The following is a 20,882-nucleotide window of genomic DNA, read 5'->3' as shown; positions in this document are numbered from 1 at the left end:
TTGTAAAAATTTATGACTGTGGATTTCGGGGTGTTCCAAACCCTTCAGAATCCACAGCTGTTTTGAGGTGTGTGTCTTATTATTTCTTGATTTACAATAAGTTATGCGAAAAATGACTAAATCGGACCGTGCGCCTGGATTGTATTCCTTCGCAAATGTAGATTCGGGCAGGAAATTTTAGAAGCATGTCTCAAATTTTCTGAGTAAAAATTTTCAACAGCTTCTTAATCCTTTGAGAAATGTTGATGTTCCGAGCGGAATCCACCTCGACCTCGCTAGGAACACGGATTTTTCGTAATTTTGCAGTTGCATTTATTGTTGCCGCGCTTAAATAGTCGTACTTCAAATGGCAGTACTCAAATGGCAGTACTCAAATGGTCGCCCTAAAATCGTCGCGCTCCAATAGTTGCACATCAGCTGGCATAACGAATTAGCATAACGAATAAGCATAGCGAATTGGCATAACGAACATTGCATAAACGGAAACAAAATGTTTGAGGATACTTCAGTAATTTCGGGAATGAGCGGGCACGTCCGCATTATTGTGGCATGCGCAATAATCATTGCGGCTTATCTGATTGATTTTCTTTGCTGTCGGTTGCTCGTTCCCCTCATGCGCAGGATTGCCCTCAGGACGAGTTACAATTGGGACAATTACCTCACCAACGGCAATGTCCTCCACAATGTTTTCCACCTTATCCCTCCGGTGACATTCCAGGTCGCGCTTCCTCTGCTCTTCCCCGGGCAGTCCCAGTGGACGGATTTGCTTTCGAAGGCCTTTACGGTTTATATCATAGTCGTTTCGTGCCGGCTGGTCTGCGAATTCATAACCTCCCTGTACGGGATTTCCAACGAATCCAAGGTTTTGAAAAACAAGCCGATGAAAGGTGTTTACCAGATGCTGAAAGTCATCGTAATAGGCATCTGTGTCATCCTTACGGTAGGGGTTCTGATAGAGAAAGACTTTACCACCCTGATAGCCGGGCTCGGCGCTTCCGCTGCCGTACTCATGCTGGTTTTCAAGGACACCATACTCGGTCTCGTGGCCGGAGTCCAGCTGTCCGCCCATGACATGCTGCGGCCCGGCGACTGGATAATGCTTGAAAAATACGACGTGGACGGCATAGTAGAAGAAGTCACTTTGAATACCGTCAAGGTGAGGAATTGGGACAAAACCATAACCACCGTGCCCCCGTACGTGCTCGTGAGCGATTCTTTTAAAAACTGGCGCGGCATGCGCGAGAGCGGCGGCCGCCGTGTAGCCCGTTCCCTGCGTATCGATATGAATTCCATAAGGTTCTGTACGGAAGAAGAACTGAAAGGTTTTTCTTCGGAAAAATGGGCGGAGGGAATGGTTCTGGCCGGAGACATCGTCAATCTCAAACTTTTCAGGACGGCGGTGGAATACTACCTTCGCACGCTTTCCGGAATCAACAGTGGCCTGATGCTGATGGTGCGGCAACTGGAGCCTACCTCCGAGGGCCTGCCTCTCCAGCTTTATTTCTTCACGGAAGAAAAAGACTGGGTGCCTTACGAGCGCATGGCCTCCGATGTAATCGAGCATGTAATCGCTTCATTGCCGCGGTTCGGTCTGAGAGTCTTCCAGAAACCTTCCGGGATGGATGTCCAGTCGGTCAAAAGGTAGGTCCCGCTCCCGCCACCTGCTCGAGTCAACAGTACTCGCCATCAAGAAAATTTGAAAATTTCCCGGATTCTCGGAACATCATGACGGAAATTTTTATAATTTTATGGCGGAAACATTTAAACCAAATATAGCGATAAAATTATGAAACCGTTTTCTCACAATCGTTTTATGGCTGCCGTATACGTTCTGACAGCCATGTCGTTATGCGCACCGGCCGTTTCGGGCGCAATGAACAGCGCAATGGACAGTGCAATGGACAATCAGGAAAGGCATATTGCAAGCCGTCCTTTGGGCGACAAGGAGCTGGCTGAGGAAAATCTTCCTGAAAACCTGCTTGCCCCGGAAACCCCTACGCTGGTTGTGTACTCGGATCTGGAAGGGCTTGAATTCGAAATGGCGGACGAAAATCAGAGGACCCGGATTAAGGAGGTCCAGCCTTATGACGGAGAAAAATACGTACTATCCATGGATGCCGGCAGGCGCCGTAATGTGCGATGCGACATAGTTATTTCAAAAGACGGTTACGCGCCGAAATCGATTGAGGTTTCCTGTACAAAGAGAAATCCCCTGGCAGCATACGAGGTAGATTATGTCGATGAGATGCCGAAGTTCATGGGCGGCGACAAGAACTCTTTCGCCGTATGGGTAAGCGAGAATATGGATTATCCAGAGGAAGCCCTGAAACAGAAACACAAGGGTGTCATCATGGTGGGTTTCCTCGTAGGCAAGGACGGATATCTGACCGACATATCCCTGATAAGAGGGCTCTCGGCGGAATTGGACAACGAGACTTTGAAGGTGGTGAAATCCTCACCGAAATGGACTCCGGCAATGAAGGACGGCGAACCTGTAAGCATGTCCTTTATAATGCCGGTTATGTTTGATATCCGCTGAAAGCGGTTTTGTCATTCTTCCAGTTTCCGGAAAAACGAAGCCATGTTGCCGGAAGCCTTGCGGCTGAAAGGAAGGAGTATGCTTCTCCGCCATATCGTCATGATGCGGCCTTTGCTGTCCGTGATTCCGGCTTCATGCAGCATTTCAGGCGACAGCCGCGGGGAAATCTTCATTTCGCGTTTCATCTTTCTGAAATCGCGGTGCGCCTCCATTACGGATTTGCAGTAGGCAGGTTTTCCCGTAAGCAGATACACGGCGCCCGCCGCCCCGTCGAGAACCATTCTGAAGAAGATGAACGGGCCGTGGCCGCGCCGTGGAAGATTCTTGTGGAGCATCAGCAGGTTGTTCCTGAAGTTGAGGTACAGTTTCCTCGGCGATTCATTCGGCAGGGCCCCTCCGCCTACATGGTAAATGACGGATTGCGGCACATTCCAGACCTGCCATCCGAGCAGTTGCGCCCTCCAGCAGAAATCTATCTCCTCCATGTGGGCGAAAAATGCCTCGTCGAGCCCTCCGCACTGTTCGAAAACGCTCCGGCGTACCATCATTGCCGCCCCTGTGGCCCAGAATGTCCGGCATGCCTTGTCGTACTGCCCCTTGTCTGTCTCTATCGCCGACCTTACCCTTCCGCGGCAGAACGGGAAGCCCCATCTGTCTATGAAGCCGCCTGCGGCTCCGGCATATTCGAAGCTGTCCCGTGCCGTGTAGCCGTGAAGTTTCGGAGCGGCCACTCCGCATGACGGATGCGAGTCCATCCACTGCGCAAGCGGGACCAGCCAGTCTTCCGTGACTTCTATGTCGGAATTGAGCAGCAGGAAATAGTCGAAGCCTTTCCCTCCGAGCTCCCGGAACGCTTTGTTGTAACCTCCGGTGAACCCGTAGTTCCTGTCGAAAAATAAGGTGTCCGCACACTCTCCGAGTCCTTTCATCCATTCCACGGAACCGTCCGTAGAGCCATTGTCCGCCACGACCGTGCGGGCGGTCCATCCGGGAAGCCTTTCACTCAGCCGGTTGCAGGAGGCGACAACTCCGGGAATGAATTTTTTCATAAAATCCACCCCGTTCCAATTCAAAATCACGACAGCGACATTCGACATTTTACCGATATTTTAAATCCTAAAATTTCAAAACTGTTTTTTGAAAAACAAAAATAGTCATAATTTCTTTTTGTACCTTTGCGGCCGCATTCATTTGCCTTATGGAAGAAATGGAAAACAAGATTTTGGAAAGGGCCCATACGGTGGCCTGTTTCGAGACGGATGCGAACAAGATTCTGCGGCCGGAGGCCTTTATGGACTGGGCCCAGGAAATGGCCCAGCTTCATGCCGAGCGCCTGCATTTCGGTTATGACGACTTCATATCCCGCAAGCTCGCCTGGGTCGTGACCCGTTTTTACGCCCGTTTCATCAATCCTCCCAAATGGAAGGATGCAGTTACCCTGCGGACCTGGCACAAAGGGCTGGAAAGGATAATGTCCATCAGGGATTTCCAGATTCTGGACAAGGACGGGAATGTCGCCGTTGCGGCCACGAGCTCATGGGTAATCGTCAATATCGAGACCCGCCAGTTCACAAGGGAGCATTTTGCCGTGGACAGGGACGGGTCGGTATGTAAGGAAAATGCCGTGGAGCATTCCGCCGAGAAGGTGGTCATGCCGCGCGAAGGGGTAGAGCTTGTCGCGGAACATGTCGTGGCCTATTCCGATATCGACATGAACGGGCATACGAACAACGCCTCCTACATGGGCTGGGCAATGGATGCCGTGGGGCTGGATGTCTCTCTGGAAAGGGAGGTCCTGGATTTTACCATAAACTTCAATCATGAGTCCAAGGCCGGGGAGCGCGTTTCGATTTACCGCGCCTGCTGCGGAAACGATCATTATATAGAAGGCAGGATTGCCGACAAGGCGGTCTTTACAACTTTGATCAGGTTTAAGTAATACGATATGAATTGGTTAGAGGAGCTTTTCATCGGAAACGGCGTGGCCCATTCGCTTTTTCTCATATCATTGGTGATTGCCATAGGAATCGTTCTCGGGCGCTTTAAGGTCAAGGGAGTGTCCTTGGGCATAACCTGGGTGCTTTTCGTGGGCATCCTTGCAAGCCATTTCGGCATGCGCATAGATTCCACGACATCCCATTTCGTGAAGGAATTCGGCCTTATTCTTTTCATCTATTCCATAGGCTTGCAGGTAGGCCCCGGATTTTTCTCGTCATTGAAGAAGGGCGGCATAAAACTGAACCTGCTTGCGATTGTGATAGTATTGCTTGCGGCCCTTACCGCCTACATCATCCATCTTGTGACGGGAACGGACCTCGTTACCATGGTGGGCATCATGTCCGGTGCGGTTACGAATACCCCGGGCCTCGGTGCTGCGCAGCAGACCTATATCGATACCCAGGCGGCCTTGGGGGTGGATTCGAATGTGGCGGCGGCGATGGCCGACAACATTGCTACCGGTTATGCCGTGGCCTATCCGCTCGGCGTGCTCGGTGTGATAGCCTCCATTCTGCTGATTAAGGGCGTTTTCCATATCAAGGTCAAGGACGAGAAGGAAAAAATGGATGCCGTCAGTGTCAATCTCGATACGGCGAGGAGGCTGGCCGTTGAAATAAAGAACCCTGCCATTTTCGGGAAGACCCTTTCGGAAATAGACGGTTATATCGGGAAAAAATATGTGGTGTCCCGTCTTTTCAAGGCCTCTACGGGGACGGCCATAATGCCTTCTTCCGATTCGGTCGTGGATGAAGGCGACAAGGCACTGGTAATCACCTCCAAATCTTCGGCCGATGCGGTGGCGGCGTTTTTCGGGGCGCAGATAGACATGCCTTTCGCGGAGTGGGAGAAAATAGATTCTTCGCACATATACAAACACCTGATAATTACGCGCCGCGAGCTTACGGGACGTACCCTCGGCTCGCTCAAGGTGCGGTCTTCATACGGTATAAGCATCACCCGCGTGAACAGGGCCGATGTGGACATAGTCCCTTCCCCGAGCCTTGAACTTCAGCTCGGCGACAGGCTTACGGTTGTCGGTACCGAAGAGGCGATAAACAAGGCGGAAGAACTTTTCGGCAATTCGATGGACGAACTCCGTGAGCCGAATATCGTCCCTATATTTTTCGGAATCGCAGTCGGTGTCATAGTCGGCTCGCTTCCTTTCATCTTTCCGGGAATCCCCCAGCCAGTCAAACTCGGCCTTGCAGGCGGTCCTCTGATTGTGGCCATACTTTTCAGCCGTTTCGGTCCCCATTTCAAGCTTCCTACCTATACTACCGTGAGTGCCAACAAGATGCTTCGCGAGATAGGCATAGCGCTCTTCCTCGCTTCCGTAGGGCTGTCCGCCGGCGAGAGTTTCGTGGATACGATAGTGAACGGCGGTTACATGTGGGTCATCTACGGCTTCATCATTACCGTAATCCCTTTGCTGATAGTCGGTTTTATCGGCAGGGGAGTGATGAAGCTCAATTTTTACCAGATAATGGGACTCATGGCCGGAAGTTACACCAGCCCTCCTGGACTGGCATTCACGAATGAGGCTTACGGCTCGGCATACCCGTCGACGGCATACGCCACTGTCTATCCGATATCCATGTTCATGAGGGTTCTCGTGGCGCAATTGCTGGTTCTGTTCGCTCTTGTTTAGGTGCAAATTGGACGGATTTGCTTGTTTTGCTCCCGTCTTCTTGCTATATTTGTGAATTGTTTAAATTTTTTGCGATATGAAAAAATTGTTTGTAGCGATCGCATTCAGCCTCATATCATTGGGTCTGAGTGCTCAGGATTGGGCGGTGGGAGCCCGTTTGGGTGCGACTGCCCAGGTTGTAGGCCAGTACGATATGGGCGCGAATTATATCGAAGCCCGTTTCGGTGCCGGCTTTGCCAACAATTTCATGAGAGACGGATTTGACGGCCGTTTCCCTTACGGTGCCAGTGCGGACTTCTCCGTACTGTACAACTTCAAGCTTGCAAACTGGAACTGGACTCCTTCGGCAGGTGAGTGGTTCTTGGATGCCGGTGTCGGGCTCAATGTCGGCGGAGGTGAGAATTATGCTTATGTAGGCCCTCAGGGTATGGCACGTTTCGGAATCAGGTTCAACGGCGCGCCTATTGCCCTTTCATTCGATTGGTCGCCTGCCATCAGCGTATCTATGGTGTATGGAGGAGGGCATACGGAAGCCGGTTACAACGGCCTTGCGCTTGCCAACTTCGCCCTTACTTGCGTATTCTATTTGTAGTTTATCCTATAAGCCTGTGTATCAGGCGTGAAATGACCCGGTTATATGGGGCGTACCTGAACGGAGGGTCTATCGAGGTCCCTTTCGACAATATGCTTTTATAGTGTGTGAAGGTACGGAAGCCCCATTTCCCATGGTAAGTCCCGATTCCGCTTTCTCCAGTGCCGCCGAAAGGCAGCCTGGGGGAAGCGAGTTGCATTATGGTGTCGTTGATGCATCCTCCTCCGAACGGGACGGTGCGTATGAATTTCTCTGCGAGTTTTCTGTTTCCGGTAAAGATGTATGCGGCAAGCGGCCTTTCCCCTGATGAGATATGTGCAATGGCATCTTCGAGTGATTCTGTTTCCAGTATCGGCAGGATCGGTCCGAAAATCTCTTCCTGCATGATTGCCGAGTTCCATGTCACCTCTGTAAGCAGGGTGGGCGCTATCTTTGACCTTTCAGGGTCGCACATGCCTCCGTATACTACATGCCCTTCGCCAGTACTGCCCGTACTTCCGTTCCTGTCGGCCATGCTTATGAAGCGCGACAGTCTGTCGAAATGCCGCCGGTTGATTATCTTGCCGTAGTCCGGGCTTTCCATCGGCTGGCTTCCGTACATTTTTTCGGTTTCACGTATGAATGCCCGGATGAACCTTTCCTTGATTCCTTTCCCGACAAGCAGGTAGTCCGGAGCCACGCAGGTCTGCCCGCAGTTGAGCAGTTTGCCGAAGGCTATGCGCCTTGCGGCGACATCTACGTCGGCATCGTCCAGAACTACTACGGGGCTTTTCCCTCCCAGTTCGAGGGTTACCGGGGTAAGATGGCGGGAGGCCTTTTCCATTACGATGCGCCCTACTGTTTTTCCTCCGGTATAGAAAATGTAATCGAATCTGCACTCGAGGAGCGCTTCCCCGACATCGCTGCCTCCTTCGATGATGCATACGTGTCCCGGGTCGAAGGTGCGGGAAATGAGTCTGTGCAAAAGGAGGCTTGTGGCAGGGGCATATTCGCTCGGCTTTAATATGCAGCAATTGCCGGCCGCTATCGCCGCGACAAGAGGGTCGAGCGCAAGAAGCAGCGGATAATTCCAGGGGCTGATTATAAGTGCCGTTCCGTATGGTTCAGGATATATTGTCGCTTTTCCGGGGGCCTGTCCTATGGATGGGGCCGTGCGGCGCGGGCGGCTCAGGTTTCCGAGGTGGCGGAGCATGTAACCGATGCTTTCGAGCACCATCCCGGTCTCTGTCATGTATGATTCGGTGGCGGATTTCCCGAGATCCTCGTCAAGTGCGGCGAAGATTTCGTCTTCCATCGAGCGGATATTGTCACGAAGTCTTTTCAGGGCCTCTTTCCGGAAGCTCGGGTCGCGTGTCGTTCCCGAGGCGAAAAATCCCCTTGCCCTTTCTATGGAACTGCCGATAATGTCCATGCCGCAGTATTATTGCCGACGTTCTACTCCTCGGGTAATGGCATTCAGGACCGTTTCCTCCACCATGATTCCGTTTTTGTCGAGGGACTGGGTCTTTACTTCCCCTATTCCCGGAGCGTACCATGTCCTTTCGTATTCCCTCTGCTTGTCGCCGCCGAGCAAAGACTTTTGTTTGACGAATACCTGCTGTTCCACTATATAGGTTTCGAATGTGCCGGCCGGGACTGTCAGGGATTCGGTCCCTATGCATTCGTACATTTCGTATCTGATCTCGCAAGTGACGGAGAAGAAGGCGATTTTGACTTTGATTTTCACGGGGTCGAATTCGCAGCTCTCGCCAGGAGACATGACATTCGGGAAAACGGGATTCCGTGATTCACCGGCATCGACTCTTATATCGATGTTTTTAAACAGTTCCGCCTCTTCCATTTCTCCGGCGGCCTCCATCATCTCTTTCATCATATTTCCCGTCTTGCCGATGACATCTATGTACCAGCTGTCGTCAGTAATTACGTATTCAGTGGTGGACAGCCTGTCGAACTGTTCCTGCGACATTCCTTCTAAAGGAGTCCCTATGTCTTTGATGCCTACTATTTTCCGGTTTCCTTCGTCTTTTACGTAGACCACTTCCCGCTTGGAAAGCATTTCCGCGCCCTCCGCGGTCGTAGTCTTGTATTCGAGTACCAGGCCCTTTTCCGCAGCCACGGGAGCCGGGACATTCTGCCCGTAAGACAATATTGCCGGTACGAGGAGTGCAAGTGCCGTTATCAGTCGTTTCATCGTATCTGGATTATTTGGGATTATTTGGGATTATTTGAAATTAAATTTCGTCATAGCGGTCGCCGTCCACGGTTATGTAGTCGCCAAAATATTCTCCGGAAGAAAATACGGTGTGCCTTACCTCTTTTTTCCATCCTTTGACACCATGGTATATCGTAAACGAATTACCGTCCATCTTGTAATACAAATCGCACCCTGAGGTATTGAACGGGGACATCAATCCTACTCTGCTTTCATAGAATACGTTCCCGTCATTCCCGAATGTGTAGGTCTTGCTTATCTCCATGGAACCTGTTTCTCCGTTCCAATATTCGAAAGTCCTTCCCTTTAAAGCTGTATTCACATCCCCGAATTTTTCACAGGAGGCAAGGGCAAGAGCCAATAATGCCAGAATGAACAATTTTCTCATAACAATATTTTTATCAAAATTTTTTCCGTTTCCCTATGTGATTTGCAGCGGATATTATGCGATTCGCGGCGCCGTCCGCAGTGCAAACCTTAAACGTACATTTCGACATCTTTCAGCGTGATGACGTTCCCCGACAGTATGAGGAGGCGCTCCACGACATTGCGGAGTTCCCTTATGTTTCCGGTCCAAGGCTTGGACATCAGGGCTTTTACGGCATCCTCGTCTATTTTCTTGACAGGCTTGCCGGCTTCGGCCGAGATGTCGGCTATGAAGTATTCCACGAGCAGAGGTATGTCTTCCCTGCGCTCGGACAGGGAAGGTACCTGGATTACTATCACGCTGAGGCGGTGATAAAGGTCTTCCCTGAAGTTCCCTTTCTCTATCTCCTTCTTCAGGTCCTTGTTGGTGGCGGCAATGACACGTACGTTGACTTCTATGTCCTTGTCGCTGCCTACCCTCGACAGTTTGTGCTCCTGAAGCACCCTCAGCACCTTGGCCTGGGCCGCAAGGGACATGTCCCCGATTTCATCCAGGAAGAGGGTGCCTCCGTCGGCCTGCTCGAATTTGCCCTTATGCTGCTTGATTGCTGAAGTGAACGCCCCTTTCTCGTGCCCGAAGAGCTCGCTTTCGATAAGTTCCGATGGTATGGCGGCGCAATTGACCTCCACGTAAGGCATTCCCGACCTTTCGCTTTTCTCGTGGAGCCATTTGGCCACCAGTTCCTTTCCCGTTCCGTTGGCGCCGGTTATGAGCACCCGGGCGTCTGTCGGGGCGACACGGTCTATCATCTCCTTGACTTTCATCATTGCAGGCGACTCTCCGACCATCTCCGGCACGCCTTTGACTTTCTTTTTCAGCAGGTTTTTTTCTTTTACCAGATCCGATTTTTCGGTGGCGTTCTTGAGCGTGATGAGTATCCTGTTGAGATCCAGGGGTTTCTGTATGAAGTCGTAAGCGCCTTTCTTTATGCACTCCACGGCGGCGTCTATCGTGCCATGTCCCGAAATCATTATAACGGGTTCTTCGAGGGAGGCGTCTGAAAATTTTTCAAGAAATTCGATGCCGTCCATGTTGGGCATCTTTATGTCGCAGAATACGGCGTCGTATTTTTTCTGCATGGCCATTTCCAGGCCAGCACGGCCGTCTTCGGCCACATCGACCGTATGGCCTTCGAATTCCAGTATTTCCTTGAGAGTGTTCCTGATGCTCCTCTCGTCATCTATTACGAGCAATTTCATTTTATATGGTTTTTAATCTGAACCTTCCGGAACAGGAAAGGCAAATATACGGAATTTTTATCACTATGGGAAAATTGTTATTTTTGTATTTCGGTTTCATAATGAATGCGACATGGATGCAAGGAAAATCATCATTGCCGTAGACGGATATTCTTCTACAGGGAAAAGCACTTTCGCGAGGACCGCCGCGGAAAGGCTCGGCTATGTTTATCTCGACTCGGGGGCGCTTTACAGGGGCGTGACCCTTAAAGGCATAGAAACGGGTTGCGTAGGCAGGGACGGAATCGATGCCGCACGGCTCGAAGAATGTCTGCACGGGTTGGACATATCCTTCGGAAGAGACGGGCAGGGGAGGTTGCGCACCTTTATGGACGGGACGGATGTCGAAGACAGGATACGTTCGATAGAGGTGTCGTCGCTGGTGAGCCCGGTTGCGGAACTTCCGTTCGTAAGGGACTTCGTGGACGGCATTTTGCAGCAGTACGGCAGGGAAAAGGGCATTGTCATGGACGGCCGGGATATCGGAACGACTGTCTTTCCGGATGCTGAGCTGAAGATATTCATGACCGCGGACAGGAAAGTGAGGGCGGAAAGGAGGATGAATGAAATGGAAGAGGCCGGAAAGAAAATCGGTTTTGAGGAAGTCCTTGCCAACATAGACGAAAGGGACTATATAGATACGCACAGGAAAACATCCCCGCTGACCAAGGCCGCGGATGCCATTGAACTGGATAACAGCGATATGACATTGGAAGGGGAGATGGACTGGCTGCGCGGGATTCTGTTTTCAAAATTCGGAATATGCATCTGAAAATCGACATAGACGGGGATTCGGGCTTTTGCTACGGTGTGGTAAGGGCCATAGGCAAGGCGGAGGAGTTCCTTTCCGCGCACGGAAGGCTGTATTCGCTCGGGGCAATCGTCCATAACGAGACCGAGATGGAGAGGCTTGCCCGGAAAGGGCTCGAAACGATATCTTACGCGGATTTTCTGTCGGGGGAGGCAGGACAGGGTACCGACATACTGATACGTGCCCATGGCGAGCCTCCTGAGACATACGCCATAGCCGCGGAAAAAGGGTACCGTATCATCGACTGCACCTGTCCCGTGGTGCTCAGGCTCCAGGAAAAAATACGAGCGGCCGCAAAACGCATGGGAAGCGGCGGCTGCATAATGATATTCGGGAAAACCGGCCATGCGGAAGTGAACGGCCTCGTGGGCCAGGCCGAAGCGGAGGGTTGCCCGGTATATGTGGTGGAAAATTCCGGCATGCTCCGTTCCCTGATTGCCGGCGGGGAACTTGCCCGGTTCAGCGGCATTGAAATATTTTCCCAGACGACAAAGGACCCTGCGGAGTACCGGGAAATATGCAGGGAGCTCATTGCTGCCGTCCCGTCCGCCAAGGCCAACGATACCATCTGCGGGCAGGTGGCTTCGAGGCACAGGAAGCTCGCCGAATTTGCCGGAAACCACGATGTCGTGCTTTTCGTCTCGGGAAAGGAAAGTTCCAACGGGAAAGTGCTTTACCGCCTTTGCCTCGATGTCAATCCTCGTACCCATTTCATCGGGGACGAAGGCGACATAAGGGAAGAATGGTTTTCGGATGGGGACAATGTGGGTATCTGCGGAGCGACCTCGACTCCGAAATGGCTGCTCGAAAAAATTGCTGATTATATGCGAAAATATTTGTAATTTTGCAACTTCAATAAAAACAGAAATATTTTATGGCAACTACAGCTGATTTTAAAAACGGACTTTATCTTAATTACAACGGAAAACCATGTTCTATCGTATGGTTCCAGCATGTAAAACCGGGCAAGGGCCCTGCATTCGTGAAAACCAAGCTCCGCAATCTTGAAAACGGCCGCATACTCGAGAACACTTTCACGGCCGGTGCGAAAATCGATGTGATAAATGTCGAGAGGAGGCCTTACCAGTATCTTTACAAGGATGAGAACGGTTACAACTTCATGCATTGCGAGACATTCGAGCAGATTTGCCTTGAGCCTGAAATGATTGAGAATGCGGACCTTATGAAAGAGGGCCAGAAGGTGGAAATGATGTTCGTTGCCGATGAGGAGCGTTGCCTTACCTGCGAGCTTCCAACATACGTGGAACTCGAAGTGACCTACACCGAGCCGGCCGTAAAGGGCGATACCGCTTCCACCAACGCGATGAAGGCTGCGACCGTGGAGACCGGTGCGGAAATCATGGTTCCGCTGTTTGTGAACATAGGCGACAAAATCCGTATCAATACGACCGACAGGTCTTACGGTGAAAGGGTAAAATAAGGCGTAAAAGGAAAACGGATGCCGTTTTCCTGAGCCGTTTTGCAAAAAAAATCACAGGGGCTGCCCGATGGAGGCGGCCCCTGTCCTATTATTCGTTGTCTATTCTCAGAATCTGGATATGGTTTCCGTTTTCGCCGATCATTACGGAAATTGTGACGGAATAATTGCTCTGACTGCAGTACAGCCTGCCGATGGCGTGCTTCATTATGCTTTCCCCGCTTTTGTGGATGATGTTGAAGCGGTACGGCCTGTTGGCATCGAAGAACGCCTGCATGATTTCCTTTGCCTGGTTCTTGCTGCAACAGTCGTTGGAATTGCCGAGGATGGTGACTTCGAGGTTGTCGGCGAACCATGCGGAAAGCCTGTCGGCGTTTCCCTGCTGGATGTATTTGCCGATAGGGACGAAAACATCGGCCTCGTTACCCTGTATGGTGGCGAGGCTTTGCGCTTTTGCGGAAAAAGACACGCCCGCAAAAAGGGCGGTCATCGCAAGTATGATGTTTGCAATCTTCATCCCGTGGCAATTTTTCGACAATCCAATCTTGCAAATACCAAGCCAGATGATTAATTTTGCATTAAACTGGATTACATGAAGATTACGTTATTGACGGTAGGAAAGACGGACAGGGGATATCTGAAGGAAGGTATCGATATGTATTGCGGGCGCATAGGGCACTATGCCGCTTTCCGCATGATAGAGATACCGGATGTGAAGGGGGCTTCGTCGCTGTCCAGGGCACAGATTAAGGAAAAGGAGGCCGACAATGTCTTCAAATACATAAAACCGGCCGACGAGGTAGTGCTTTTGGACGAGCATGGAAAGGAATACGATTCTTTGGGATGGGCCTCGAAGCTGGAGGAAAGGTTTTTGCATGATACCCGGGACATGGTTTTCGTGATAGGCGGGCCGTATGGCTTTTCCTCCCGGCTGTATGACAGGGCGGGTTCCATGATTTCCTTGTCGAGGATGACTTTTTCGCACCAGTTGGTGCGGTTGGTGTTCCTTGAACAGCTTTACAGGGCCTTCACAATCATGAAGGGCGAACCGTACCATCACGAATGAATGAAGAATGGTGCGGACAGGCATTAGGACGGTTATGAAAGAGAAACTGAACAAATTTTTCCATTGGACAGGCAGGAACATCCATGTCGTATTCCTGCTTGCGGCGGCCGTATTCTTCTGCCTTTCCATTCTGGAAAAAGGCGAGACCGCCGATATTGGCAAAGCGGCGCGGTCTGTGGAGCGGAGGCTCGGACGTCTTGACGGCAAGATGGAAAAATATGCTTCCAGAGTGCTGGAGTTGCCGGCTTCCCAATGGGCCGATGCCGGAAAGGTGCCGGACTATATCGTCATATACAAATATGTGAACGACACCCTGCATTCCTGGATAAACCATTTCCCGTTGAGGAACGATGAAATCATAGACGGGGAGCATTTCGGGGTGAGATACAACCGTCTGAGCCGTGTGCAGACGCTTTTCATGCCTCTTCTTTCCGGGGTTACGGAGACACCGTCCTATATGAACATAGGGTCGCAGTGGTTTGTAATGCGCTCATATCAGAAGGGCAGGGTGAAACTGATTTGCGGAATCCTCATAAAGGAAGATGCCGAGCCGATGATTGCTTCTTTCGGCGGGATAAACAATAAATTGAAGGTTCCGGAAAACATGACCGTCTGTCCGGTGGCCTATTCCGACGGATGCACGATAAAGGACGGGGATGTCCCCGTATTCAACCTTGTTTTCAAAAAAGGAGGGCTTCCTGACTGGAGCCCGGCCTATTCATGGTTCAAATGGACGGCGCTTTTCCTCGTTTTAGGCGCGTTTTTCTCCTATTATGTAAAAAAACGCAATCCTCTTTCCTTCCTGGCGTTTGTCGTGGCGGCCGGGGCAAGCACATTTTTCACTTTCGGCTGGGCCGCCCGCATGAGGGATTATTCGGGACTGTTTTCCCCTGTGGTTTATGCCGATTCGTCGCTGCATGCCTCTTTGGGAGCCTTTCTTCTGAGCAATCTCTATATTTTCATTGTCCTTTTGGCCGTCTTCATTTCGAGGAAGCGCCTGATGCTGTGGTATTCGAAGCATTCGAGACCGTTGAAGACGGTTTACGCCGTTGCCGTATCGTTTTTCGCGGCGGCCTTGATGGTGTATATCCATTTTTCTCTGAAATCTCTGATTTTCAACTCGAACATAGTGCTTGAGGTCTTCCGTCTGGATGAACTTTCGATATATTCGTTCCTCGTTTACGGCTCTTACATGATACTTTTCATGGGCCTGCTGTTCATCATCCAGCTCGCCTTGCCGCTTGTCGCCGGGAAGAAATTTACCGTGTTTTCGGGGCGTTTCCTGCTGAGGTATTCGTTGTGCGTGGCCCTCTACCTTGTCGCGACCGTCAGTTTTTTCAGCCATAACAAGGAAATAAAGATGGTCAGGGCCTGGACTAACAGGCTGTCGGTGGAAAGGGATCTGAGCACAGAGCTCCTGCTCCGCATGGTGGAGGAGAGAATCGAACAGGACAGGTTCATCCATCTGTACATGGCCATTCCGAACGGCAGCATGATTATAGCCGAACATCTCGGAGAGAGCTATTTTTCAAGCCTTTCCACAGGATACGACATTACAGTTACGGTATGCGGCGAAAAGGACCGCCTGCTTCTCGGGGACGGGAGTCACGACAGGGATTGCTTTGCGTATTTCAACAACATACTTTCGCAGGGCATACCTTTGAATAACGATTCGCATTTTTTCTATATCAATGACCAGTCGGGCCGTATCAGGTATCTCGGGCTGTTCATGTACCGGGTGCGCGATGTCGGGCTGATGCGCCTGTATATCGAAATAGATTCGAGGCTGATGAAGGAGCAGAGGGGTTATTCTGACATTTTTCCGGAAACGGGAGGGATGGGCTTCAATATTCCGTCGGATTATTCCTATGCGAAATATATTTCCGGCTCGCTGGTATTCTACAGGGGAGTTTACAATTTTCCGGTATCTGCCGACAGCGAATTTTCCGGCAGTTTTCCTGAGGGGTTCTCGCACAGGGTCAAAGGACGGGATGTCGTATTCGTGAACAAGCTTTCGTCAGGCGACATTATCATCATAACGCGGGAGCGCAGGTCGGTATTCCCGTATTTCGTGTCGTTTTCATACATATCCCTGTTTACGATTCCGCTGATGATGCTGCTTTTGCTGTGGAAACCCAAAAGGGCCAATATACCATTGAAATTCAATTCGTTCAGGACAAAGATAATGGTTCTGCTGCTTGGAACCATATCCGGTACGGTGCTTCTGCTTACCGTTTCAATGGTGCTTTTCTATGCCGGCAGGAACGCGAGGGTGCGCTCGGAACAGATGGGGGAGAAGCTGCATACCGTCCAGTCCATGTTCATGGATGTGAGCAGGAACGCTTCTTCCATCGAGGCTTTGATGAACGGCGACGTGAAAACTGCCATGGACAGGATAGCGGCCTATACCCATACGGATATAAATCTTTACGACATACACGGGCATCTGATGCGTTCTACGAGGAATGAACTCTATTACCTTTCTTTGGCCGGCTCGAAGATAGATCCGGATGCGTTTTACAACATCGTCCATGAACACAGGAAGAGTTTCTTCAACAAGGAAGAGATAGCTGGAAAAAGTTTTTATTCGCTGTATGCCCCGGTGATAAACGATGCCGGAAACCTGATAGCGATAATCAATATCCCGTATTTCGAGCAGACCGAAAGTTTCCGGAAAGAGCTGATTTCGACGACGGCGGCGATAATAAACATATTCGTCATCATGATCATAGTGGTGGTGATAATAGGGGCAGCATTGACGACTTCGCTTTTCCGGCCTTTGCTGAAGCTGTACGAGCGTATGGAGAAGACGGATTTGTTCTCGTCTCCGGAAAAAATCGATTATGACAACAATGACGAAGTCTCCTATATTGTCAAGGCGTACAACAGGATGATTGACAATATGACCGACAGTACCCGGAGGTTCGCGATTACCGAGAGGGAGCAGGCGTGGAGGGATATGGCCCGCCAGATTGCCCACGAAATAAAGAATCCGCTTACGCCTATGCGCCTGAATATACAGCATTTGCTCAGGATGAAGCAGAACGGAGTCCCGGATTTGGGGGACAAGCTCGAAAAGATATGCAATTCCCTGCTTGAACAGATTGACGTCCTGGCCGATACCGCCACCGAGTTTTCTTCATTCGCCAAGTTCAATGTCGAGGAGAGCGTGGATGTGGACCTCGATGTTACCCTGCGTGAGCAGATAGTGCTGTTCGGAAGCTATGAGGGTATCGATATAGAATACCGCCGTGCCGGGGAGATGGTAGGGGAGACCTATCATATTTTTGCGCCGAAATCCCAGATGATCAGGGTGTTCGTGAATCTACTCACCAATGCGGTGCAGGCTTTGGAGCCGTCAGTGCTCACTTCTTCCGCGCGGGGACGGATTTATGTGACTCTGACGAAATATACGGCCGACCAGGACTCCGCATGGGGCATCCCGGGAGTAAGGTACGTGAGGGTGGATGTCGAGGACAACGGCCCTGGCGTGTCCCTGGAGAACAGGAGCAAGCTGTTCACCCCTAAGTTCACGACGAAGAACAGCGGTTCGGGACTCGGACTCGCCATCTGCAAGAGCGTAGTGGAGCAGATAGGGGGTACGATAATATACAGCACCTCTGAAGAACTCGGAGGCGCTGATTTCCGTGTCATTGTCCCTGAATCTATTTCTGCCTGATATATATTTGGATAGGGCAGCCGCAGAAATCGAATTTTTCCCTGATTTTGTTTTCGAGGAACCGTTTGTACGGCTCTTTGATGTATTGCGGGAGATTGCAGAAAAATGCGAATGACGGGCTCTTGGTCGGAAGCTGGGTCAGGTATTTGATTCTGATGTATTTTCCCTTCCATGCCGGCGGAGGGAAGTTTTCAATCTCCGGCAGGATGGCTTCGTTCAGCCTGGCCGTAGGTATTTTCTGGGAATAATTGCCGTATACCTTGTCTATTTCGTCAAGTATGTTGAACACCCTCTGTTTGGTTATGACCGAGGTGAATATTATCGGCACGTCGTTGAACGGCGCCATGCGCTTGCGTATCCCTTCGGTATAGACCTTCATCGTGTTGGATTCCTTTTCCACGAGATCCCATTTGTTCACTACGAGGATGCAGCCCTTCTTGTTCCGTTGGATGAGGTTGAAGATGTTCATGTCCTGGGCTTCCATTCCGCATTGTGCGTCAATCATCAGCACGCAGATGTCGGAGTTTTCTATGGCCCTGATGGAGCGGAGTGTGGAGTAGAATTCCAGATCTTCCTTTACTTTCCCTTTCTTCCTCATCCCGGCGGTGTCGATGAGCATGAACTGGTGCCCGAATTTGTTGTAATATGTTTCTATCGAGTCCCTCGTAGTCCCGGCTATCGGCGTGACGATATTCCTGTCGTTGCCGAGGAGGGCGTTCGTCAGGGAGGATTTTCCTACGTTCGGGCGTCCTACTATGGCTATCCGCGGAAGGTTTTCATGTCCGTCTTCGGCCGGTTTTTCTTCGGGAAGTTTCGAAACTATGTCGTCGAGCAGGTCTCCCGTTCCGCTTCCGGTGGCTGCCGCTATCGGCCATACTTCGCCGAGTCCCAATGAATAGAACTGATACGAGTCGGACAGGTCCCGCCCCGTATCTACCTTGTTTGCCGCCACGACTACCGGTTTCCGGCTTTTCCTGAGCATGGCGGCGATTTCATCGTCATAGTCCGTTATACCCGTATCGGCATCCGTCATGAACAGTACCAGGTCGGCCTCTTCCACGGCGATTTCAACCTGCTTGCGGATTTCGTCTTCGAAAATATCGTCCGTATTGGAAGTATATCCTCCCGTGTCGACCACTGAAAATTCATGGCCGCACCATTCGCATTTTCCGTAATGCCTGTCCCGTGTCACTCCGGCAGTCTCGTCTACGATGGCTTGCCTCATTCCTACGAGGCGGTTGAAAAGTGTGGATTTCCCTACGTTCGGGCGTCCGACTATGGCTACTAAACTCATGAAGATTTAATTTTTTTCTATGTTACCGATTGAGCAGGCATGGCAGTCCCCGCACCCGTCGGGGGTGCAGGAACCGTCGGCCTTCTTTCCGTTTTTCTTTCCCCAAAGTCTCAGTTCCTCTTCCTTGGCGCAGATTATCCCCATTTTCCTCAGCTCCTTGTTATGGCTGATTTCCGTGTCGGGGAATTGTCCGTTCTTGCGGAAAATGATGTTGAAACACAGGGCGAAAACAGCGAATCCCGTCAATATTACAGCAGCTATGAGTATTGTCGCCGTCATTAATATACGAAGTCTTCGCTTATGGATTCGTAATTGTATACTTTATTTATTGCTGTCGCGAAAATATCGGCGACAGAGAGCACTGTTATCTTCGAAATGTCCTTGTCCTGGCTGCGCAGGAGAGGGATGGTGTCGGTCACGATGATTTCCTCCAGCTTGCTTTCGGCGAGCCTTTCGTATGCTGGCCCGGAGAATACCGGATGCGTGGCTATGGCCCTGACACTCGATGCGCCCATGTCCATGAGTACGTTGGCTGCCTTGCAGATGGTGCCGGCGGTGTCTATCATGTCGTCCACTATCACGATGTCTTTCCCTTCAACGTCGCCGATGGCGGTTATGGAACCTACCACATTGGCCTTTTCCCTTGACTTGTGGCATATTATCATAGGGCAGGCGAGGGTTCTCGAATATGCGTTGGCGCGTTTTGCTCCTCCCATGTCAGGCGCGGCTATGGCAAGATTCGGAAGTTTCATCTCCCTGATGTAAGGCAGAAGTATCATGCTTCCGTATATATGGTCCACAGGAAGGTCGAAGAATCCCTGTATCTGTTCAGCGTGCAGGTCCATAGTCATGACCCTGTCGCAGCCTGCCGCCTCAAGGAGATTGGCTACGAGTTTCGCTCCGATGGAAACCCTCGGACGGTCTTTCCTGTCCTGGCGTGCCCAGCCGAAGTAAGGCATGACGGCGATTACCCTGTGCGCCGATGCCCTTTTCGCCGCGTCAATCATCAGAAGCAGCTCCATCAGATTGTCGGCAGGCGGGTAGGTGGACTGTATTATGCAGACAGTGGCTCCCCTGACACTTTCAAGGTAGCAAGGTTCGAATTCGCCGTCGCTGAATTTCATCAGCTGCGAGTTTCCGAGGGACAGTCCGAGTTTTGCCGCAATCTTGGCCCCGAGTTCTTCGGAACCGCTGCAAGCAAAGATTTTCAATGTGTGTTCGTGCTCCATGGTTTGTAATGTGATTATTCAGTTTTACTTGTGTTTGCCGTTGATTTTATTGTCTGCGCTATGTATTCCAGGACTTCCTCCCTTCCGGCCCTCGTTTCCGCCGAGGTCACGAAACACGGCGGGAGTTCTTCCCAGTATTCCGATATTTTCCGTTTTATCGAGTCTATTTTCGCGGCGAGCGCCACAGGCCCGCTTTTGTCGGCTTTTGTGAAGATTATCGAGAACGGGATTCCTTTTTCACCCAGTCTTATGAGGAACTCCAGATCCGTCTTCATCAGTTCGTGGCGGCTGTCGATGAGGACGAAAAGCAGTATCATGTTTTCTGACCTGTCTATATAGTCCCATATCATCTTGTCAAGTTTGGCAAGCTGGCTCTTGGACACTTTGGCGAAACCGTAACCCGGAAGGTCCACCAGGTACCACGATTCGTTTATCAGGAACCGGTTCACGGTCTGGGTCTTTCCCGGCGTGGACGATATGTGGGCGAGTTTCCTGTTGCCGCTCAGCATGTTTATAAGCGACGACTTTCCGACATTCGACCGTCCGATGAAGGCGAATTCGGGCAAATTGCGCTCCTGCCGTGCCGGAACACCCGTGCTGCTGTCCGTGTAGACGGCGGTCTTGATTTTCAATTGTGGCATTTCGGTCTCAATTCTAATTATCCGCAAAGGTAATCAAATGTTTGTAATTTTTTGTAAATTTGCACCGATA

Annotated in this window: 20 protein-coding genes; 10 read left to right on the top strand and 10 right to left on the bottom strand. The window is 50.9% G+C overall.

Going from position 1 to position 20,882, the window contains the following annotated elements:
- Window positions 1-490: 490 nt before the first annotated feature.
- Entirely contained in the window at window positions 491-1,645 is a 1,155-nt protein-coding gene (locus tag B5F83_RS07585) for a mechanosensitive ion channel domain-containing protein (protein WP_087279178.1), read from the top strand.
- Window positions 1,646-1,786: 141 nt separating this feature from the next.
- The gene (locus tag B5F83_RS07580; RefSeq protein WP_087279181.1) at window positions 1,787-2,539 is read left to right on the top strand and encodes an energy transducer TonB; all 753 of its coding nucleotides are present in this window, start codon (window positions 1,787-1,789) and stop codon (window positions 2,537-2,539) included.
- Window positions 2,540-2,550: 11 nt separating this feature from the next.
- Here the strand turns inward: B5F83_RS07580 and B5F83_RS07575 are convergent, their stop codons facing one another.
- Complete coding sequence (locus tag B5F83_RS07575) at window positions 2,551-3,636, bottom strand: glycosyltransferase family 2 protein (RefSeq protein WP_087279184.1); 1,086 nt, start codon at window positions 3,634-3,636, stop codon at window positions 2,551-2,553.
- Window positions 3,637-3,737: 101 nt separating this feature from the next.
- Here B5F83_RS07575 and B5F83_RS07570 point away from each other — a divergent pair, with 101 nt between their 5' ends.
- The 3 genes from B5F83_RS07570 to B5F83_RS07560 all read left to right on the top strand — a co-directional run bounded on the left by B5F83_RS07570 (window position 3,738) and on the right by B5F83_RS07560 (window position 6,777).
- Complete coding sequence (locus B5F83_RS07570; protein ID WP_087279187.1) at window positions 3,738-4,478, top strand: acyl-ACP thioesterase domain-containing protein; 741 nt, start codon at window positions 3,738-3,740, stop codon at window positions 4,476-4,478.
- Window positions 4,479-4,484: 6 nt separating this feature from the next.
- On the top strand, window positions 4,485-6,185 hold the full coding sequence (locus tag B5F83_RS07565) for a putative transporter (RefSeq protein ID WP_087279190.1): 1,701 nt from the start codon (window positions 4,485-4,487) through the stop codon (window positions 6,183-6,185).
- A gap of 76 nt (window positions 6,186-6,261) precedes the next feature.
- Window positions 6,262-6,777, top strand: a complete 516-nt coding sequence (locus tag B5F83_RS07560; RefSeq protein ID WP_087279194.1) for a hypothetical protein — start codon at window positions 6,262-6,264, stop codon at window positions 6,775-6,777.
- Between the two features lies 1 nt (window position 6,778).
- Here the strand turns inward: B5F83_RS07560 and B5F83_RS07555 are convergent, their stop codons facing one another.
- From B5F83_RS07555 to B5F83_RS07540, 4 genes are all read right to left on the bottom strand, one after another.
- On the bottom strand, window positions 6,779-8,188 hold the full coding sequence (locus B5F83_RS07555) for an aldehyde dehydrogenase (RefSeq protein WP_087279197.1): 1,410 nt from the start codon (window positions 8,186-8,188) through the stop codon (window positions 6,779-6,781).
- A gap of 9 nt (window positions 8,189-8,197) precedes the next feature.
- Window positions 8,198-8,968 carry a hypothetical protein gene (locus B5F83_RS07550; protein WP_087279199.1) on the bottom strand — a complete coding sequence of 257 codons (771 nt, stop codon included), beginning with the start codon at window positions 8,966-8,968 and terminating at the stop codon, window positions 8,198-8,200.
- A 40-nt stretch (window positions 8,969-9,008) separates the two neighbouring features.
- On the bottom strand, window positions 9,009-9,377 hold the full coding sequence (locus B5F83_RS07545; protein ID WP_087279204.1) for a hypothetical protein: 369 nt from the start codon (window positions 9,375-9,377) through the stop codon (window positions 9,009-9,011).
- Between the two features lie 89 nt (window positions 9,378-9,466).
- Complete coding sequence (locus B5F83_RS07540; RefSeq protein ID WP_087279207.1) at window positions 9,467-10,615, bottom strand: sigma-54 dependent transcriptional regulator; 1,149 nt, start codon at window positions 10,613-10,615, stop codon at window positions 9,467-9,469.
- Between the two features lie 112 nt (window positions 10,616-10,727).
- Here B5F83_RS07540 and cmk point away from each other — a divergent pair, with 112 nt between their 5' ends.
- Genes cmk through efp form a run of 3 tightly spaced genes read left to right on the top strand, consistent with a single transcriptional unit; the run spans window position 10,728 to window position 12,906 of the window.
- Entirely contained in the window at window positions 10,728-11,426 is a 699-nt protein-coding gene (gene cmk / locus B5F83_RS07535) for a (d)CMP kinase (protein ID WP_087279211.1), read from the top strand.
- Window positions 11,417-12,307 (top strand): 4-hydroxy-3-methylbut-2-enyl diphosphate reductase, encoded by an 891-nt coding sequence (locus B5F83_RS07530; protein WP_087279215.1) that lies wholly within the window; start codon window positions 11,417-11,419, stop codon window positions 12,305-12,307. The genes cmk and B5F83_RS07530 overlap by 10 nt, the downstream gene beginning before the upstream one ends.
- A 32-nt stretch (window positions 12,308-12,339) precedes the next feature.
- The gene (gene efp / locus B5F83_RS07525; RefSeq protein ID WP_087279218.1) at window positions 12,340-12,906 is read left to right on the top strand and encodes an elongation factor P; all 567 of its coding nucleotides are present in this window, start codon (window positions 12,340-12,342) and stop codon (window positions 12,904-12,906) included.
- A gap of 88 nt (window positions 12,907-12,994) precedes the next feature.
- On the opposite strand, the gene B5F83_RS07520 is transcribed toward efp, so the two are convergent.
- Window positions 12,995-13,420 (bottom strand): DUF4783 domain-containing protein, encoded by a 426-nt coding sequence (locus tag B5F83_RS07520; RefSeq protein ID WP_087279221.1) that lies wholly within the window; start codon window positions 13,418-13,420, stop codon window positions 12,995-12,997.
- A gap of 75 nt (window positions 13,421-13,495) precedes the next feature.
- Here B5F83_RS07520 and rlmH point away from each other — a divergent pair, with 75 nt between their 5' ends.
- On the top strand, window positions 13,496-13,969 hold the full coding sequence (rlmH, locus tag B5F83_RS07515) for a 23S rRNA (pseudouridine(1915)-N(3))-methyltransferase RlmH (RefSeq protein WP_087279224.1): 474 nt from the start codon (window positions 13,496-13,498) through the stop codon (window positions 13,967-13,969).
- 34 nt (window positions 13,970-14,003) lie between these two features.
- Window positions 14,004-17,648, top strand: a complete 3,645-nt coding sequence (locus tag B5F83_RS07510) for an ATP-binding protein (RefSeq protein WP_158094185.1) — start codon at window positions 14,004-14,006, stop codon at window positions 17,646-17,648.
- Here B5F83_RS07510 and der read toward each other — a convergent pair.
- Genes der through yihA form a run of 4 tightly spaced genes read right to left on the bottom strand, consistent with a single transcriptional unit; the run spans window position 17,635 to window position 20,803 of the window.
- The gene (der, locus tag B5F83_RS07505) at window positions 17,635-18,942 is read right to left on the bottom strand and encodes a ribosome biogenesis GTPase Der (RefSeq protein WP_087279230.1); all 1,308 of its coding nucleotides are present in this window, start codon (window positions 18,940-18,942) and stop codon (window positions 17,635-17,637) included. The genes B5F83_RS07510 and der overlap by 14 nt on opposite strands.
- Before the next feature lie 6 nt (window positions 18,943-18,948).
- Window positions 18,949-19,221: a hypothetical protein gene (locus B5F83_RS07500; RefSeq protein WP_087279233.1), complete on the bottom strand. Its 273-nt coding sequence runs from the start codon at window positions 19,219-19,221 to the stop codon at window positions 18,949-18,951.
- Window positions 19,221-20,171 carry a ribose-phosphate pyrophosphokinase gene (locus B5F83_RS07495; RefSeq protein ID WP_087279236.1) on the bottom strand — a complete coding sequence of 317 codons (951 nt, stop codon included), beginning with the start codon at window positions 20,169-20,171 and terminating at the stop codon, window positions 19,221-19,223. Before B5F83_RS07495 ends, B5F83_RS07500 begins: the two co-directional genes overlap by 1 nt.
- 14 nt (window positions 20,172-20,185) lie before the next feature.
- Window positions 20,186-20,803: a ribosome biogenesis GTP-binding protein YihA/YsxC gene (gene yihA, locus B5F83_RS07490; RefSeq protein ID WP_239383845.1), complete on the bottom strand. Its 618-nt coding sequence runs from the start codon at window positions 20,801-20,803 to the stop codon at window positions 20,186-20,188.
- Window positions 20,804-20,882: the final 79 nt, after the last annotated feature.

This window comes from Muribaculum sp. An289 (assembly GCF_002159555.1).
Taxonomy (GTDB): domain Bacteria; phylum Bacteroidota; class Bacteroidia; order Bacteroidales; family UBA932; genus Merdivivens; species Merdivivens faecigallinarum.
This window is presented reverse-complemented; position numbering and strand designations above follow the sequence as displayed.

Coding starts and splice junctions, on each gene's coding strand:
- B5F83_RS07585 (WP_087279178.1), top strand. CDS start 491: ATGTTTGAGGATACTTCAGTAATTTCGGGAATGAGCGGGCACGTCCGC.
- B5F83_RS07580 (WP_087279181.1), top strand. CDS start 1,787: ATGAAACCGTTTTCTCACAATCGTTTTATGGCTGCCGTATACGTTCTG.
- B5F83_RS07575 (WP_087279184.1), bottom strand. CDS start 3,636: ATGTCGAATGTCGCTGTCGTGATTTTGAATTGGAACGGGGTGGATTTT.
- B5F83_RS07570 (WP_087279187.1), top strand. CDS start 3,738: ATGGAAGAAATGGAAAACAAGATTTTGGAAAGGGCCCATACGGTGGCC.
- B5F83_RS07565 (WP_087279190.1), top strand. CDS start 4,485: ATGAATTGGTTAGAGGAGCTTTTCATCGGAAACGGCGTGGCCCATTCG.
- B5F83_RS07560 (WP_087279194.1), top strand. CDS start 6,262: ATGAAAAAATTGTTTGTAGCGATCGCATTCAGCCTCATATCATTGGGT.
- B5F83_RS07555 (WP_087279197.1), bottom strand. CDS start 8,188: ATGGACATTATCGGCAGTTCCATAGAAAGGGCAAGGGGATTTTTCGCC.
- B5F83_RS07550 (WP_087279199.1), bottom strand. CDS start 8,968: ATGAAACGACTGATAACGGCACTTGCACTCCTCGTACCGGCAATATTG.
- B5F83_RS07545 (WP_087279204.1), bottom strand. CDS start 9,377: ATGAGAAAATTGTTCATTCTGGCATTATTGGCTCTTGCCCTTGCCTCC.
- B5F83_RS07540 (WP_087279207.1), bottom strand. CDS start 10,615: ATGAAATTGCTCGTAATAGATGACGAGAGGAGCATCAGGAACACTCTC.
- cmk (WP_087279211.1), top strand. CDS start 10,728: ATGGATGCAAGGAAAATCATCATTGCCGTAGACGGATATTCTTCTACA.
- B5F83_RS07530 (WP_087279215.1), top strand. CDS start 11,417: ATGCATCTGAAAATCGACATAGACGGGGATTCGGGCTTTTGCTACGGT.
- efp (WP_087279218.1), top strand. CDS start 12,340: ATGGCAACTACAGCTGATTTTAAAAACGGACTTTATCTTAATTACAAC.
- B5F83_RS07520 (WP_087279221.1), bottom strand. CDS start 13,420: ATGAAGATTGCAAACATCATACTTGCGATGACCGCCCTTTTTGCGGGC.
- rlmH (WP_087279224.1), top strand. CDS start 13,496: ATGAAGATTACGTTATTGACGGTAGGAAAGACGGACAGGGGATATCTG.
- B5F83_RS07510 (WP_158094185.1), top strand. CDS start 14,004: ATGAAAGAGAAACTGAACAAATTTTTCCATTGGACAGGCAGGAACATC.
- der (WP_087279230.1), bottom strand. CDS start 18,942: ATGAGTTTAGTAGCCATAGTCGGACGCCCGAACGTAGGGAAATCCACA.
- B5F83_RS07500 (WP_087279233.1), bottom strand. CDS start 19,221: ATGACGGCGACAATACTCATAGCTGCTGTAATATTGACGGGATTCGCT.
- B5F83_RS07495 (WP_087279236.1), bottom strand. CDS start 20,171: ATGGAGCACGAACACACATTGAAAATCTTTGCTTGCAGCGGTTCCGAA.